The organism is Shewanella sp. SM74 (assembly GCF_025653725.1).
GTDB lineage: Bacteria > Pseudomonadota > Gammaproteobacteria > Enterobacterales > Shewanellaceae > Shewanella > Shewanella oncorhynchi.
Window position 1 is genome coordinate 18,197 of record NZ_JAKKRZ010000005.1, and the last position, 17,031, is coordinate 35,227.

General features: G+C 45.8%; 11 protein-coding genes. 2 read left to right on the plus strand and 9 right to left on the minus strand.

The annotated features are described in order from the left end of the window. Nucleotides 1-3: 3 nt before the first annotated feature. Entirely contained in the window at nucleotides 4-465 is a 462-nt protein-coding gene (locus L5M49_RS06965) for a MerR family DNA-binding protein (RefSeq protein ID WP_263265707.1), read from the minus strand. Nucleotides 466-620: 155 nt separating this feature from the next. Here L5M49_RS06965 and L5M49_RS06970 point away from each other — a divergent pair, with 155 nt between their 5' ends. Together L5M49_RS06970 and L5M49_RS06975 are read left to right on the plus strand one after the other, a co-directional pair. Further along, nucleotides 621-2,855 (plus strand): heavy metal translocating P-type ATPase, encoded by a 2,235-nt coding sequence (locus L5M49_RS06970; RefSeq protein WP_263265708.1) that lies wholly within the window; start codon nucleotides 621-623, stop codon nucleotides 2,853-2,855. Between the two features lie 382 nt (nucleotides 2,856-3,237). After that, a complete protein-coding gene (locus tag L5M49_RS06975) occupies nucleotides 3,238-4,830 on the plus strand; it encodes an ABC-F family ATPase (RefSeq protein WP_081729050.1) in 1,593 nt (530 codons plus the stop codon). 159 nt (nucleotides 4,831-4,989) lie between these two features. On the opposite strand, the gene L5M49_RS06980 is transcribed toward L5M49_RS06975, so the two are convergent. The 8 genes from L5M49_RS06980 to L5M49_RS07020 all read right to left on the minus strand — a co-directional run bounded on the left by L5M49_RS06980 (nucleotide 4,990) and on the right by L5M49_RS07020 (nucleotide 16,891). Next, nucleotides 4,990-5,514: a lipocalin family protein gene (locus tag L5M49_RS06980; RefSeq protein WP_263265709.1), complete on the minus strand. Its 525-nt coding sequence runs from the start codon at nucleotides 5,512-5,514 to the stop codon at nucleotides 4,990-4,992. A 119-nt stretch (nucleotides 5,515-5,633) separates the two neighbouring features. After that, complete coding sequence (locus L5M49_RS06985) at nucleotides 5,634-6,512, minus strand: DMT family transporter (RefSeq protein WP_263265710.1); 879 nt, start codon at nucleotides 6,510-6,512, stop codon at nucleotides 5,634-5,636. 106 nt (nucleotides 6,513-6,618) lie between these two features. Then, entirely contained in the window at nucleotides 6,619-9,213 is a 2,595-nt protein-coding gene (locus tag L5M49_RS06990) for an FAD-binding protein (protein ID WP_263265711.1), read from the minus strand. Between the two features lie 191 nt (nucleotides 9,214-9,404). Then, nucleotides 9,405-10,433, minus strand: coding sequence for a diguanylate cyclase (locus L5M49_RS06995; protein ID WP_263265712.1), 1,029 nt, complete (start codon nucleotides 10,431-10,433; stop codon nucleotides 9,405-9,407). A gap of 268 nt (nucleotides 10,434-10,701) precedes the next feature. Continuing rightward, nucleotides 10,702-11,751 (minus strand): transposase, encoded by a 1,050-nt coding sequence (locus L5M49_RS07000; RefSeq protein WP_263265713.1) that lies wholly within the window; start codon nucleotides 11,749-11,751, stop codon nucleotides 10,702-10,704. 416 nt (nucleotides 11,752-12,167) lie between these two features. Next, nucleotides 12,168-12,896 carry a DP-EP family protein gene (locus L5M49_RS07010; protein ID WP_263265714.1) on the minus strand — a complete coding sequence of 243 codons (729 nt, stop codon included), beginning with the start codon at nucleotides 12,894-12,896 and terminating at the stop codon, nucleotides 12,168-12,170. A 349-nt stretch (nucleotides 12,897-13,245) separates the two neighbouring features. Further along, complete coding sequence (locus tag L5M49_RS07015; protein ID WP_219256172.1) at nucleotides 13,246-13,623, minus strand: DP-EP family protein; 378 nt, start codon at nucleotides 13,621-13,623, stop codon at nucleotides 13,246-13,248. Between the two features lie 19 nt (nucleotides 13,624-13,642). Further along, on the minus strand, nucleotides 13,643-16,891 hold the full coding sequence (locus L5M49_RS07020; protein WP_263265715.1) for a winged helix-turn-helix domain-containing protein: 3,249 nt from the start codon (nucleotides 16,889-16,891) through the stop codon (nucleotides 13,643-13,645). Between the last annotated feature and the right edge of the window lie 140 nt (nucleotides 16,892-17,031).

Genomic DNA, 17,031 nt, shown 5'->3' on the forward strand with positions numbered 1-17,031 from the left:
TCATTATTGCGATTGGCTTTTACTGCAACACTCAGAGCCAGCATTTTGCTGGCTCTTGTGGTTTTCATGGCTGCCATGAGTCTCGTGACTTAGGCTGTCGATAATGGCACAGTGGGGCTGATCGCCGCCTTGGCATTGGGTCACCATGTGCTGCAATTGCGATCTAAGTTGCTGTAAATTATTGATTTGTTGCTCGACATAGGCAAGGTGCGTTTGGGTAAGCTGCTTAACGTCCTCGGCATTACGGCTTTCATTGCCCTTAAGACCAAGCAAGGATTTGCAATCCTCTAGGCTAAAACCTAAGTCGCGACATTGATGCACAAACTTAAGTGCTTCAATATCTTGATGGCGATAAACTCGATAACCCGCCCCATTGCGCTCGCCGCACACTAAGCCAATATCATGATAATAACGGATACTCTTAACACTTAAGCCCGTTTGTTTCGCCACTTCACCTATCTTCATTTTGACCTCTATTTTTCCAACTGAATGGTATCACCCATTTCGCCCAGCAATTAATTGTCGATGTGATCACATTGAGCAAATTCATCCTTGACTCTCCAGTGATGGGAGACTTTATCTTAGACCTATAGTGTGAAACATCAAGTGAGGGATCTCCCATGTCTATGACCAGACTCTATGTCGCCAATATGAATTGCGCTGGCTGCGTCGCAAAAATTGAAAAGGCGTTTACCGCCCAAGCGGGCGTTGAAGCGCGTGTGAATCTCGCCGATAAGCAAGTGACGGTAGAAGGCAAGATGAGCGCTGATACCGCCTTGGCTGTGATGGCAAATGCGGGTTATCCGGCGCAGGTCGTTATTGATGCTAAAGTCGCCGCCGAAGAAAAACGCCTTGAAGATGCCGCCGAGTATCGACTGCGGATGCGCCAAGCTATAGCCGCGCTCGTTGTGGGTGTTCCCATGATGCTGTGGGGATTACTGGGCGGTGAAATGATGATCAACAGCCCAAATTTGCAGCTAGGTTGGGGTATCATGGGACTGGTCACTTTGGCTTTACTCATCACCACAGGCGGCCATTTTTATCAAGGTATGTGGCGGGCGCTCAAAGCCAAAACCACCAACATGGATACGTTGATTGTGCTGGGCACCAGTACCGCGTGGGCCTATTCCATGTTGGTAGTCATTATGCCGAGCGCATTCCCTATGGATACCCGCCATGTGTACTTTGAGGCGAGTGTGATGATCTTAGGTTTGATTAACTTAGGTCATGGACTCGAACTCAAAGCGCGGGGCAAAACCAGCGAAGCGGTGCAGCGACTGCTCGGGTTGCAATCCACTACTGCGATTCGTATTACGGATAAGGGGGATGAAAAGGTTGAGATAAGTCAGTTGAAACTGGGCGATAAGCTGCGTTTGCGCCCCGGTGACCGAGTTGCCCTTGATGGTGAGGTCGAAACAGGACAATCCCTACTCGATGAAGCCATGCTCACAGGTGAGCCTATTCCAGTCCTTAAAAATCGGGGAGATAGTCTGAGCGCGGGCACAGTCAACGGCAATGGCAGCCTAGTTTACCGAGTGACGGCGGGGCAACAAGATACTAAGCTCGCCAAAATCATTGCACTGGTGCAACAGGCACAAACGTCAAAATTACCCATAGGTCGATTGGCCGATAAGATCTCCGCGGTATTTGTCCCGACTGTGGTGGCGATAGCGCTACTGGCGGCGGCTATTTGGTATTTTGCAGGTCCAGTGCCCGCCTTAAGCCATGCGTTAGTGGTGCTGACGAGTGTGCTTATCATAGCTTGTCCCTGTGCGTTGGGGCTGGCGACACCTATGTCTATCATGGTGGCTGTGGGCCGCGCCGCCCAAATGGGCGTGTTAGTTAAAAATGGCGAAGCGTTGCAAACCGCCAGTAAAGTCGATTGTGTGGTACTGGATAAAACCGGCACTGTCACTTTAGGCAAGCCGCAAGTCACTGACTTTGTATTAGTGCAAACGCTGAGTGATGCCGATAAAGAAACCTTGCTGGGCGAAATTGCGAGTCTTGAGCAGCACTCTGAGCATCCGTTAGCGGGGGCGATTGTCAGTTATGCCAAGGAATCACTGACGCAATTGCCCGACACACAGGCATTTACGAACCATCAAGGTAAGGGGATTGAGGGCAAGGTCGATGACGTATCGCTGGCGATTGGTAATCTCGCCTTGATGACGGCATTGGAGATTGTCAATTCCGATGGCAGTGCCTTAGATCCTAAGGCGACATTAAGTTTTGCAAATCAAGGTAAAACCCCGATTTATGTCGCTAAAGCGGGCAAGTTAGTGGCCACTATCGCGCTGGCAGATCCGATTAAACCCGATGCAAAAGAAGCCATTGCGGCCATGCTGCAAAGGGGCATTCGCGTGGTGCTGTTAACGGGGGATAACCCACAAACGGCGCAGGCGGTGGCCGACCAAGTGGGCATCACCGAAGTGATTGCTGGTGTACTACCCGAGCAAAAACAACAGCATGTGCTGGATTTACAAAAGCAAGGGCATGTGGTGGCTATGGTAGGGGATGGTATTAATGATGCGCCAGCTCTGATGAGCGCGGATGTGGGGATCGCGATGGGATCGGGCACTGAGGTGGCGATTGAAAGTGCGGACATCACCTTGCTGTCGCAGCAATTGATAGTGATTGCTAACTTATTGGCATTGTCGCGGGCGACGATTACCAATATTAAGCAGAATCTGTTCGGCGCCTTTGTGTATAACAGTTTGGGTATTCCGGTTGCGGCGGGCGTGCTTTATCCACTTACGGGCATGTTATTAAGCCCTGTGATTGCGGGTGCAGCCATGGCTTTGTCTTCACTGACTGTCGTCACGAACGCCAACCGCTTAAGACGACAGAAGTTATAAGCTGTCGATACCTAAGCTAACTTAAAATGTTGAAACGGGTATCTTGAGTTAGCTTAGGGCTATGTCCACATTAGCACTTACTGCATAAGCCTTTAGCGTCGGCAAGCTTTACGACGCTAAGGGTCATCAGATTGTCATTTGGCGCGAATACATTGAAAGCTAAGCCAATAGGGTAAAATCAATTACGCTTCTCATACAGGCATAGTGCGGCGATTTCGGCATTCCCTCTGGCTTTTGATCCGCCTTGGTAGTTGATAATTTAGCCCAAACTGCTATAGTGCCACGTTTATTTTTACCCCTTCGGCATAGCGTTATTTGGTTTATGCTTATTTAAAGCGGCGCCAGCGGGCTCGGCCAACATTACTCGATTTGGAAGTTCATTTTGATCACAACAGCAAATATCACCATGCAGTTCGGCGCTAAGCCACTGTTTGAAAACATCTCAGTTAAATTTGGCGGTGGTAACCGTTACGGTCTTATCGGCGCGAATGGCTGTGGTAAATCGACCTTCATGAAGATCCTGTGTGGTGATCTAGACCCTAGCAGCGGTAACGTCTCGTTAGATGTGAATGAGCGTCTGGGTAAATTAAGCCAGAACCAGTTCGGTTATGAAGAATTCAACCTGATCGATACCGTGATCATGGGCCACCGCGAACTGTGGAAGGTAAAGCAAGAACGTGACCGTATTTATTCTTTACCCGAAATGAGTGAAGAAGATGGCATTACCGTCGCCAACCTAGAGATGGATTTTGCTGAGATGGACGGTTATACCGCCGAATCCCGTGCAGGCGAATTACTGTTAGGTGTAGGTATCGGTATTGAAAGCCATTTTGGTTTGATGTCTGAAATCGCACCGGGTTTAAAACTGCGTGTATTGTTAGCGCAAGCCCTGTTCTCTGATCCAGACGTGCTGCTGCTTGACGAACCTACCAACAACTTGGACATCGACACAATCCGTTGGTTACAAGACATGTTGAACCAACGTAGCAGTACTATGGTTATCATTTCGCATGATAGATATTTCTTAAACTCAGTCTGTACGCACATGGCTGACTTAGACTACGGCGAACTGCGCGTTTATCCAGGTAACTACGACGAATACATGCAAGCAGCGACTCAAGCTCGCGAGCGTTTATTGTCTGATAATGCGAAGAAAAAAGCCCAGATCTCTGAACTGCAAACCTTCGTAGCACGCTTCTCGGCTAACGCTTCTAAAGCGAAACAAGCCACATCACGTGCCCGTCAAATCGACAAGATTAAGTTAGATGAAGTAAAAGCCTCTAGCCGTGTGAACCCCTTCATTCGTTTCGAGCAAGAGAAGAAATTGTTCCGTAATGCCTTAGTGATTGAAAACCTAACTAAAGGCTACGACACCCCGTTATTCAAAGACTTAAACTTAATTGTTGAAGTGGGCGAGCGCATTGCGGTATTGGGTGAAAACGGCGTCGGTAAAACAACCCTGTTGCGTACTCTTATCCATGATATCCCGCAGGATGCAGGTACTATCCAATGGTCTGAAAACGCTAACATTGGTTACTATGCGCAGGACCATGAGTCTGATTTCGCTAACGAAATGACGCTGTTCGAGTGGATGAGCCAATGGCGCAAGCCAGAAGATGACGACCAATCGGTACGTGGCATCTTAGGCCGTATGTTATTTGGCTCTGACGACATTAAAAAGTCAGTCAAAGTGCTGTCTGGTGGTGAGAAAGGTCGTATGTTATTCGGCAAGCTCATCATGCAAAAAGCCAACATTTTAGTGCTCGACGAACCGACCAACCACATGGATATGGAATCGATTGAATCACTGAACAACGCGCTGGAAATGTACGAAGGGACCTTGATTTTCGTGAGTCATGACCGTGCATTCGTATCGTCTCTGGCAAACCGTATCCTCGAAGTCACTCACTCAGGTGTGAATGATTTCAGAGGCACTTATGATGAGTTCCTTGCCAGCAAAGGCATCGAAGTCTAACGCTATTTGTTATTTAGCTGCATATGTAAATCCAATGTAGCTAAATGCAGCATCAATAAAAACGCCGCAATGTATTGCGGCGTTTTTGTATCCATTGGCTGTCTTTTTATCTAGCGATTAGCTTTCGCGCACTCGATTTTAGTGCATTGGTGGCACTCGTTAGGGCGCTGACTCTTGCTGCACATAAATCAAATTGTCGGTATCAAAGCCGCGGGCTTTAGACATTTCAACAAACTTTTGCAACACCTCGGGTGGCACAGTCGGGGTTTTAGCCAATAGCCACAAATAACCCGTGTCGGGTCCCGATATAAAAGCGTATTGATAGTTTTCATGATCTAATTCGAAGACCACATACGATCCATAAAATGGCCCAAAGAAGGAGACTTTCAAATAGCCTTCGGAGTCCCCATTCACAAAATAGGCTTTTCCTTCGGCTTCTTTCCATTCATTTTTAGCCGCTGAAAATCCACGGTTAATGACCCTAACACCACCATCCTCTTTCAGGCTGTATTCTGCGCTAACTTGGCTTAAGCCACTTTCAAATGAATGATCTAATCGTGCAATCTCGTACCATTTACCTAAGTATTTATTCAGCTCAAAATCATTCACGGGTTGAACAAGTTTAGGCATGCCTAAGCAACCGCTGAGCAAAAATATACAGATGACTAACAGTAGCTTTCTCAATTTGACCTCCTGATCTTAAGTCTTAGTCGCACGTCTTCGGTGCAATGTTCAATCAATCCTCTGTCGAGCTTACACTATTTTCTTCACATTATTTCAGCAACTTGGCAAAGTATTGTTGGTTAGCCGCTCGTAATCAATGCGTTGCGCTGACTGATAAAGCCTTGGCTAATGCCGGCCAGAAGAATTAAGCCGACACCGCTTAATTGCATTGGGCTCAAGCTTTCACCAAATATCCACCATGCCAGCGTCACTACGATAACCGGTTCCACATAGGCGAGGGTGCCAAAGGTGACTGCAGGCAATTGGCGCAGGGCTTTTACCGCCAGTAATATTGCTAAAAATCCGGGGAAGAATCCAATCGCAATTAACCAACCCATTTGCGGCAAACTTGGCGTCAGCGGTGCATTTATCACTAAGGGCAGTAGGCACAAAGCGCCGACACTAAGCTGCACTAAAGTGCTCTGGTAGGGCGAACTCAGGCTAGGTTTTCGGTTGATTAACATAAAACCGCAGTAGGTTAATAAGGCGAGTAGGGCATAAAAATAACCTAATAATTCAGTGTGATTGCTCGCTTGCTGTGGCCCTGTGGGGATCATTAACATAAAGCCCACCAGCGCGACGACCACGCTTGCCATGCTTAAGCGGGTGAGTTTCTCGGCAAAGAAATAATGGGCGAAAATAGCCGACACCACAGGGGCTAAGTAAATAATCATGATCACATTGGCCATTTGGGTGTACTGAATGGCTTCAATGTAAAACGCCATAAAACCCGCGAGCATAATGCCATTCACTAAGGTACGTTTACTGGGTCTATGGCGAATCTGATGGCCTTTACCTGTAAGCAGCATATAAGCCAATAGAAATAGGGCACCGAGCAGTAAGCGGTAGAAGGTAATGTGTTCGGCGGGCAGGGCGGCAAAGCGCGCTAATACACCGATTGTGCCCATAAGAATGGCCGCCAATAGGGCAAAAATGATAGCTAAAGTTGAGCTTGGCATAGATAACCTACAACAGAGTGAACAGAGAGTTAAGGGGCGACACCGTCCTGTGGACGGCGTCGATTTTGCCTTAAAAACTCACCCTAGGCTATGCCGATGTATTAACTTAGATAATGCTTTTACGTGAGCGGAAATGGTTAAAGCTATCTTGGCTGTAGGCCGCCTTAATCCGTTTTAACGCGGCGTAGTTATGGTCGAAGTACACATCTGTAGGGATGGCCTTATCCTTGAAACTGATAAAAGCGCCCGAGGTGTTGGGGATGTCATAGTTTCGGCTGGCATCAATCCAATCGAGTGCACGATTGATGCGGGTAAACACTTGGCTATCCTGCAATTGTTGTTTCTCTTGCAGCGCGTTATTCCACCAAGTTTGATATTGAATCGTGTATTGTCTGTCCTTGTAGGGGAAGGCGCTGCGGCTCTTTTGCTCTTCGCCCATAGTGCGATAATAATCACCCGCAATGGCGCCAAGGGTGACATAGGTAAATAGTCCCAATTGGCGATTACCTTCAAGCACATAGCGAGAAGTTAAGCTTTCAAGCAGTGGCTTATAACCGTCCCTGAGCCCCGTTTGATTCACTAAGCGCGAGGTGACTTTATGGGGCGCGGGCTCATCCAAATCGGGTGGCGTCGGTGAGCGGTTTATGCCTTGTAAGTCAGCTTGCAGATGATGAAAAGATTCCCTTTCCCAATTGGCCATTAAGTTTTCACCGTAGGCTTTGGTGAGTCCGCCCATACCCTCGATGCGAATATCATTGGGGACTAGGCCAAATTCATTAAATTGTGTCTGGATAAAGTGGTTTAGGCTGGCGGAATTGCCCTCCCAAAAACCATACATCAAGCAGTTATGCGTAATCGACTCAGTGTCTATGTGTTGTGTTTTGTGTTGTTCTACGGGTAAATGTTTGGCATTAATCTTGAGATTAGTACCAATCAAACAGCCAGTACTGTCGGCATTTATGATGGCTTCCCAGCGCTGTAAAATGTCTTTGGTTGGGGTGTGTTCAATAAGTTCATGGGTTTGTTTATCGTAGCAATTCCATTCTAATTCAAACTTGATAAGGCAAGGCGGTAGTGGAAAGGTTTGCACAAAAAAGCGGGTCACTATGCCGTAACTTAATCCGCCGCCACCCTTGAGCGCCCAGAGTAACTCTGGTTTATTGGCAACCGAGACGACTTGGGTTTCACCAATGCCGAGGACAATTTCTGCCTGTAATAGGGATTCGCAGCACATGCCGTATTTGCGGGTCCAAGGTCCTGAGCCGCCGCCCATAATAAATCCCGCTAAGGCAACGTTGCCACTGGTGCCATGGGGGATCATCACGCCTTTTTTCGCAAGGGCAGTGGTGAGATTGATAAAGCGATTGCCTGGTCCAATGGCCGCAATACCTGTGATGGGATCTAAAGTGAGACTATCCATCTTCAACAGATCTAACACTACAGTATTCGTTTCAGTGCTTTCACCTTCGTGATCATTCCCACCCGAGCGCACGCTGATTGGCAAGTTATAATCAATAGCCGCTTTATAGGCGATTTTAACTTCTTCAGTAGACGTGCATTTGATGATCGCCAGTGGTTTTTTTTGTAACCTGCGGTTGAACAGTTGGCAAGCCTGTTGATAGGCAATCATTTGCTTACCTGTGCTGACCGAGAGTTGCTGCTCACTATAATAATGGCCACCGGTAATAATATTATCGGCCGGAATGTGTGCGCGAACTTCATTGATGAAATTAACAAAGTTTTTGGCTTGAGTGATCACTAAGTTTTCACTAATACGCACTTCAGCACTTAATTCTTCTTCGGTCGATTGAATAATCAAACAATCCCGTTCGAGTTCATTTGCAACGGTGACTTTAATATTGGAACGATAGGCTGTCAGCGATTTAAACACTTCAATATTGAGTGTAATATCCGCTTGATTACTCGCCGTGTAATTCACTAAATAACTAAAATTAGGCCAAGTGTTATAGTTACATTCAATAATATAGGCTCGGCGTTCGTGGGGCGTAATAATTTTAGGTAATTGTTGATTATAGGTGTTGCTATCCGCAGTGGTTTTTATGAATTGATGTTCAGTATCATTAAATATGACCAGCAGCACTTTTTGCCTTTTAAGTGGGATAAAGTTTTCACCACGAATATTATGTGCATCTTGGTGCTGGTAAATGTAAAGGTTATTTTCGCTAATCGATCTTTGTTGCGCTGGATTACGGTAATAGTCAACGATTTCAGTTCGGGTTAATAATCGATTAAGCAAGGTGATGCCAAATATTTCACCATCGAAATGTGTATCGCGATGATTCGGTAAAGACACGTTTTCAATTAAAAACTCATTGTCGGCAACCAGTGACAGATTATTGAGTTGTGTATGGGTAATTTCACCATCCACATAACAACTTATTTCATGATATTCATGGCAGATAGACAATAAGTGCCACTGACCGTCGTTGAGTCCACCTAAGGTTGATATTGCCTCAACCCGCAGTAAGGTGGTATTAATCACGCATTCAATATGCCCAAGTGAATTAATATCCACCGCAAAATAGGTATCTTCTCTATCGGTTTTATAATGGAACACACGCCCACCTACGCTGGTTTTCAACCAACACTGGTAAGTGAATATGGCAAGGGGTGACGTGCTCACGGGTAAGCTTTTTTCAATCACTGCCCGTATATTTCTTGATGCCTCAAGCTTGTCCATATTCATGCGTCCTTTCGTGTGCTTTGCGTGTTTTCCTCAATGCGCTAAAGCGCTACTGAGGTCATTCATCCCGTTGTTAATCAATTGCGGATAACTAAGCCGCGGGTAACTATGTTTTGGGTCAATCAGTTTTGGGTCAATCAGTTTTGGGTCAATCAGTTGCTGGCAAACAAGTCGCCAATTAATAGGTATTAAAGCGATGTATTGATCCTGTCACGGCCATCGGCTTTGGCGCGATACAATGCGGTATCGGCGGCGCACAGCATGGCGAGTGAGGTACGGAACTGGCCATTGATTTCGCTCGCAATCCCTTGGCTCGCGCTCACAGAGACATAATCGCGCAGCCCTTGCTCGGTAAAGCGCAGGTCATTAATCCCTTGCTGCACTTTTTGGGCAATCGTCAGTGCCATTTTGGCATTGTGGCTTGGCAGAATTAGCGCGAATTCTTCGCCGCCGTAACGCGCTGCTAGTCCAATTTCTATCGGTACTATGTCAGCAATCACTTTGGCAATCTTACGTAGGCATTCGTCCCCTTGGATATGGCCGAATTGGTCGTTGAACACTTTGAAGTAATCCACATCGATAATCACCACGCTAAGAGGGCGCAACTTAGCGGTGCATTCTTCCCAATAGTGATGCAGCATTTCATCAAAATATCGGCGGTTCGCCAGTCCTGTCAGTGAATCTGTGGCGGCCAATTTACGTAGTTTTTGATTTTCCGCTTTGTGCTGCGTCAAATCGTGCATCATCATCACAAACAGAGGTTCATGGCTGGGAATGTAGGAAATGGAAAGCTCAACATCTTTTGCTTTGCCTGAGGCGGTAATGAGGGTGATTTCTTCGGCGGAGTGCTGCACTGGGATACCGCAATTTTTGCCTAATTTAATATCATTGCTCAGCAGATTGTCGTAGCGAGCTTGATGGTGTTCAGTCAAAAAGTTGCGCCAATCTTGTCCCTTCAAACTGGCCTGCGGGCATGTTAGTAAGTCAGCACCTTTGCTATTGCTAAAGTAAATGTAACCTTGGGCATTGACGATAATCACCGGTTCAGTCAGATGCTGAATAAACTGTTGAATCGTTTCAATCGAGGCATGTTCGAAGAAGGTTAACGGCAATGCGGGCTCGACCAAGCCTTGCTGCGCAGTGCACTGTGAACCATTGCCTTCACCCACAAGTGATAATGGATGTTGTGAACGTGTCAGTTTAGGTGAGCTTGTCATTGTTATCATTCTCCGTGAACCTAATGTCATCTGCGCTAAGCGCTTTTCTGATGATGACTTTATTCTTCGCAAAGAAAAGATACCTTCTGCTTACCTTCTGGTGTAATTTGTTGATTTTAAATGTTTTAAATTTTACCTTCTGAGTCGTTTTGTCAGCGATTAGGTAGGATAGTTAGTTGGGCGCTTGCTTACATCTCACAAAATTTGGGCTAAATAGCCACAAGTCTTAAGCATTACGACTGAGTCGAATATTTGTTGTTAGGGCAATTTAACGCAATGTAAGTCCATTAATTTGCTCCGGATGTAGTGCTTGGCTATGGGATTTCCCTCGACACCATTTGCCACCTTGCTTGTGTTTAAATGCACACATCGCATCCCATCGACCGCTTATGCCACTGAACTGTCGGCGAAACTCTTTGGCTGAAAGTAACCATGCATCGGATGCAATCCCTAACTCATTAAGCAGTTTAGGTCGCTGGTTATCGATAAATCCTTTTTTATCATGGCGAATCGCGCGACCCGTCCAATCGATAAGTTCCAGATAATCGGCAAAATGAAAGGGGATGCCCGTTTGTCGATGAAGGTGCGTTGCACCATCAAATTTTGCGAGGGATTTATCTGGTGTTGGCTGAGAGTTATCTACTGGGGTTTTGGTTATCAGTGGTGTGATGCTGTTAGGGGAAAGTGCATTTAGACGTTTTTGAATTGATGTAAAATCAGAGGATTGCAAAGAATCGGCAATGCCAGCTCGAATAGGATTCAAATCAACGTACATCATACACGCCAGTAATGCTTGCTCATCTAACAGTGCTTGGGATTTAAAACGGCCTTCCCAGAAGGCACCTTTGCACTCATCTTCTCGATTTGCGTTACGGGCAATCTCTTCATTTAGGCATCGCATAAACCAAGAGATACTGCTTAATCGCTCTTGCCACTCGGCAATTAAGGCATCGAGTAACATGCGTTCACCGTCGATTAAGGCATCACCATTCATATATTTAGTGGCAATGGCATGGCCTTTGGTGATTTGACACCAGCGACTGATAATGTCTCTTTGCGTTAACGATTTAGCCTTCTCCACGTCAATCTTAAGCACTAAATGATAGTGATTGCTCATCACCGCATAGGCGCAAATGTCGATACAAAAGATAGCAGATAATGCTTTGATTTTATCGACAATCCAGCCACGTCTATGTTCATAACTGCGGCCTGTGAGTTTATCTTCACCGCACAGAAAAGCCCTTCTGACACAGCGATTTATCACATGATAGAAGGGAGTTGTATTAGCATCGATAAGCATTCTTCTGGCCGAGGTCATCATCCGCTCCAAACAGACGCAATCAAGATAATGTAAAGGCTAGTATAAGAGGGAACAAAGCACAAAAAGACATGGCTGTCCCCGCTTTTCTATTTTCCTCTACACCATTTACCACCTTGCTGAAGTTTGAAAGCGCACATCGCATCCCAACGACCACTGATGCCACTGTACTGGCGGCGAAAATCTTTAGCAGAGCTGAGCCAAGCATCCATAAGCATTCTTCTGGCCGAGGTAATCATCCGCTCCAAACAGACGCAATCAAGATAATGTAAAGGCTAGTATAAGAGGGGATAAAGCACAAAAAGACATGGCTGTCCCCGCTTTTACTTTGAAAGTAGATTGTAAAAGTTTTTTGATAAGCAGAAAAAGGGGACACATTAGCAAAAGCTACTGTCCCCGATTTGATCCCTAAAAAATTAATCTTCTCTATTAATAATTTCAGGATCTGGACTTACCAGCAGCAAATCATTTTCATCCGTAGCAAAAATAAACTGGTATTTGCTGACGCCAGTATTTTGAATATTGTTTTGCAATTGGATAGTTTGCCCATCAGAGCTGACGCTCACAGTGTCAATATGGCCATCGAAGGGATTGGTAAATCCAGCCCCAGTTAAACGTAGCCCTTTTGGTGAGTTGGGTTGATTGACTAACTGATATGTTACCGTGGTATTTTCAGTTAATTCCACATTGCCATCACATTCAATGCCCGATTGTGCGTAACCGAAATGCGCTTGTTTTTGAGTATCGAGCGTGACAGATAATTCAATAGGATTGGCTGCATTACAAACCGGTAGTGCCGTTGTATTGAATAGCAGTCTATCGGTATCAGTAACTATGGCCGCACCTTGGTATTGCGCTATCGTAGTTTGCTGACCAAACAGGGCGAGAATATTATAAATTTCAGTTGCGGTGAGGTTATTTATTAATATCTCTTTGTCGAAACTCACCTGTTGGTCAACGGTCATGCTATTGATGAACTGAGGTAAGTTGTCACCGAGTGCGTCGAGCGCTGAAGGGGTATTTAATACCACTTGTAAGTCAGCGCTGTTTTTTATTTTAGCCAGTGCCAAGTCAATGTCTTGTTGAGTGGCGGCTTGGGTGGATAACGATGCCGTCAGAGCAAGCAAAAGTAGTGTTTTTTTCACGATAATTCCTTTTAATTATTACTTGGGTTCTTTAATGTGATTGTAGCGTTTTTTGATAAGCAGAAAAGGGGAGTAAATATATAACAATGTTGTCATTTTTAAAACTAAATAGCGTAATGGAATTGTTTTTTGTGCTGTTTTATTCGTTAGCCTTAGCCTGTATTTTACGGGATTCAGCGTCACTAGCAACCAAAGACAGTGCTGTTATGGGAAAACGGATAAGCGGATGTGTTGTGAGAAATGCTCTGCCGTAGCAGCAGAGCATTTTGAGCTCATTTCAGGAGGCGTTTATCTAGAAAAGATATGGCTGTCCTGAGAGAAATCATGAGAAAAATCCAATCCACAGACCCTAGTTTTTAGGATGGTTGATAACTTCTGGATCTGGACTTAACACCAGTAAGGTATTAGTTGTATTGCTCAGTACAAATTGGAACTTAGTAGTCCCTGGTGTTCTATCGAGGTCTACTAGCTGTACTAACATACCATCGCTGCTGATGGTGACCGCATCGATAATTTTATCGAATGGGGTAACAAAACCCACACCCACAAATTTTAGCCCTTTACCGGTTTGGTCATTCAGCAGGTAAGTTATTGTGCCAGCTTGAGTGACATTGACGTCACCTTGACACTGTTGGCCATTGGCATCCGTATAAATAAATACAGGTTCACCATTTTCTAGGGTGACATTCACTTTTACAAATTGAGCTAAGCCTTGTGGTGCAGTCATCTTTATGTTCCTTGTGTGGTTAGAATCGAATATTTCTAATATCGTTTTTTTCTAAAAAAAGAATAAGCTCTTTATGTGTATCAAGTACTCCTAAACAATCGAGCGATTTTGCATAGGAAATCGTAAATATTGGGTCTTTGTTTTTTTCAGTAAAAGGCGTTATTTTGTTTCTAACACTTTTACATAACTCAATGTAAAATGGCTCGCCCAGTTTTTTATAGATATTAGCTTGTAGTAATTCACTTATTGCAAGGTTTGCTATATAGGTTATTTCTTGATTGAAATCATTTGCTAGTTCTCGATATGATTCGGTTGCTAATTTTGCGAATTTTAAACTCTCTTTTAATTCTCCAATGTTTAGCATGAGTTTTGCCTTGGACAAATAGATTTTTGCAGAGATATCTTTGTATGTTGAGGACTTGATTAGTGAAGATTTATCATCAAAATTCATGTTCGTTGATTTTTCAAGTGCTAAATATTGGCTTTCACTAGTGACGAACTCAATTACTTGTGAATATGAATAATATTTTAACCTTTTCCAACGTTCATTTTCAGGGTCTTGTTTAAATGCATTCTCAATAGTAGCAAGCCCCAAAGAGGCTTTGTTCAAAGCTTCTTTTCGGCGGCCTTGATAACTTAAAAGTGTGGTGATGTTTTGATAACTTCCTGTAAGTCTATCGAGTAAATAAGGCTGTTTTTCAAGATTTTTAGTTACCAAGGCTTTCTGTATTTCTTCATGGATTTGGATAGCGGTATTTATATCCCCTTGTGATACAGCAGCGCTCGCTAGCCAAGAGCGTGCATTGGCCACGTCAGCAATTAATTGGCTATCCTCTGGCGCTTTTGCCAAGGCGAGCAATTTAAGCCGTAATGATTCTTCAAAATCTTGCTTTGCTTTAGCAAACTCCTGCTGGTTCATTGATATGGAACCGAGTGAGTTATGGGCATAGGACAGCTCCATCAGCGCATCTTTATCCTCTGGCGCAATGGCATACATGGCTTGACTGTATTGTAAATATTGCTCCCAAAAAGGGCGTGATGCCGACCAATCACTCACATCATACTTAAGCTGGCCTAACCAAAAGGCATTGGCACCTAAGGTTTTCAGTAGGGCTAAGTTTTCCGGCTGCAATTCGAGCAGTGGCAGCATTTTTTCCTGTGCCGCGAGTAATGCGCTGCGAGCTTCATCGATTTTATTGCGCGAATAGGCCACTTCACCCATGGCCTCTAAGGTTTGGCCATGTTGGAAACGGGCATCAAAACTTAAGTGCGTATCATCTTCTTTATTGGAAAAATCACTGAAATATTCCAGTGCTTTATTGCTGATCCCGTCGAGTAAGTCCATACGGCCGATGCCGCGCATCTTGTCGGCGAAGTCACCCACCATAAAGCCGAGCAAATCTTCGGCGGCGAGGCGTTTTTGCAGGGCAAGTTTTTCGGCCTCTATGCTGCGCACGCTCATAATGATGGAGGTTAAGGTGAGGACGCACAGCAGGGCGACGGTTAGGCGCCTCGTCCAGCGCAGCATATTGGCGCGTTTGCTGGAGGCTGCGATAAAGGCGGTTTCGGGAGCGTCTAAATCGAATAACGGATTTTGGCTGAGGCTTTGGGCCTCTTTTAACGGCTTGCCTTCGGCGAGCAGATAAGCGCTGTGTTTGGCTTCGCTGAGCCAACGTTTAGATAAATGTTGTAGGCGACTCTTAATACTCAAACTGTCACTATGTTCGCTAATCCAAGCCGTCGCCCGTGGCCAACGGCGCAGCAGGGCTTCGTGGGCGATGCTAAAACAGGGTTCACCATTTTGCAGATGCGACACGAATAAGCGGCTATCGACCATGGCTTGCACTAGGGCGGTTTCGGCCGTGCTTTGCAGTTGCGACCAGCGAGCGGTGCGGCTGGTGATGGACTTTTCATCTTCGCGTAGGGTCACTAGCAGGGATAAAATCCGTGGTAGGCTGGCTTTTTCGGCATCGCTTAAATGGGAAATCGCCTGCTCGGCATTTTTGCCAATCGCCCCTTCAATACCGCCAAGGGCATGATAAACCGAGACTAATAACTTATCGTCGGCGCTGCGTTGCAAATACAAGGCCTGCAGCGTGTATTGCAACATGGGCAACGCATCTGGGTTACTGGCGGCATCGCTGCAGAGCATTTCATCGAGCGGCATTGCGGTGTCGCTGTCAACTTCCCAGCTTAAGTTGGCAGCCACTGCGGGCAGGCGGATCATTTGTAATAGCTCAGTGCGTGTTGGCGGTGCTAAGTCAAAGTGGGCGCCGCGGGCTTTACCCGCCATTAAGCTTGGGTAATTGACCAATAAAGGATAAAAATCGTTGCGACAGGCACTGATGATAATCACGGCTTTTGAGGTGGCGAGTTGTTCCAATAATTCTATGAACTGAGTTCGTTCGGTATCGCTAAATAGCGGTGATGAGAGCAACACTTCTAATCGGTCGATAAACAAGGCAAAAAACGGATTAGAAAAGGGTTTAGCCTTGAGCGCTTGGGTGCACTGGTCGATTACGCTTTGGATATCTTCGATGAGTTGAATCGCCAGAGTCTCAGCACTCATGCCTTCGAATACTGGGGTGTCGTTGATTTCCCAGTCGAGCATAGCACTGGCAAGATCGGTGAGTAGTTGCCCTTTACTCACATCGGCAAAATCTAAGCTGCTGAATGACGCGACACCAATGCCGTTATAGCCGTCGCCCTTCATTAAATTGGGCACAACACCCGCATTAATCAGGGAAGATTTACCGCTGCCACTTGGACCTAAGATCAGGCAGAAAGCACGGCCAAACAGGATTTGTTGGCTTATCCGGTTAAGCAAAGTGCTGATTTGTTCACTGCGGCCAAAAAACACCTCGGCATAGTTAGCGCTATAGGCTTGCAGCCCCGGAAAGGGAGAGCCGCCTTGCCAACTCTGTGGGCTGGCGGTGGCTTGGTGTCCGATAGGAAAACGCACTTCGGCTAAGGTGCGATAGCCGCGTTTGCGTATGGTTTCTATATAGGTGGGATCGGTGGCGCTATCGCCTAATGCTCGACGTAACTGATTGATAATCTTGTGTAGTGGATTGTCGCCAGTATCTACACCTGGCCAGCAGTGGCTGACTATTTCATCACTGCTGACGACTTCGCCCGCCCGTTGACAGAGAAACAGCAGCACATCCATCGCCTTGGGCTCAAGTTGTTTGACTTGTTTGCCAAGGAGCAGGCTATTGGCGTTGGGATTGATTTGCCATTCACCAAAGAAAAATGTGCTGTCACTCATAACGATGTCCATTTATTGAGTATTGACCATGGCACGGTAAAAACTTGCGCCGTGAGTCACTCTTATTGTTATACGTATTGTTATAAAGAACCGTATGCTTGTCATTCAAAGGTCTGACGTCAAGACGTTGACATTATGCC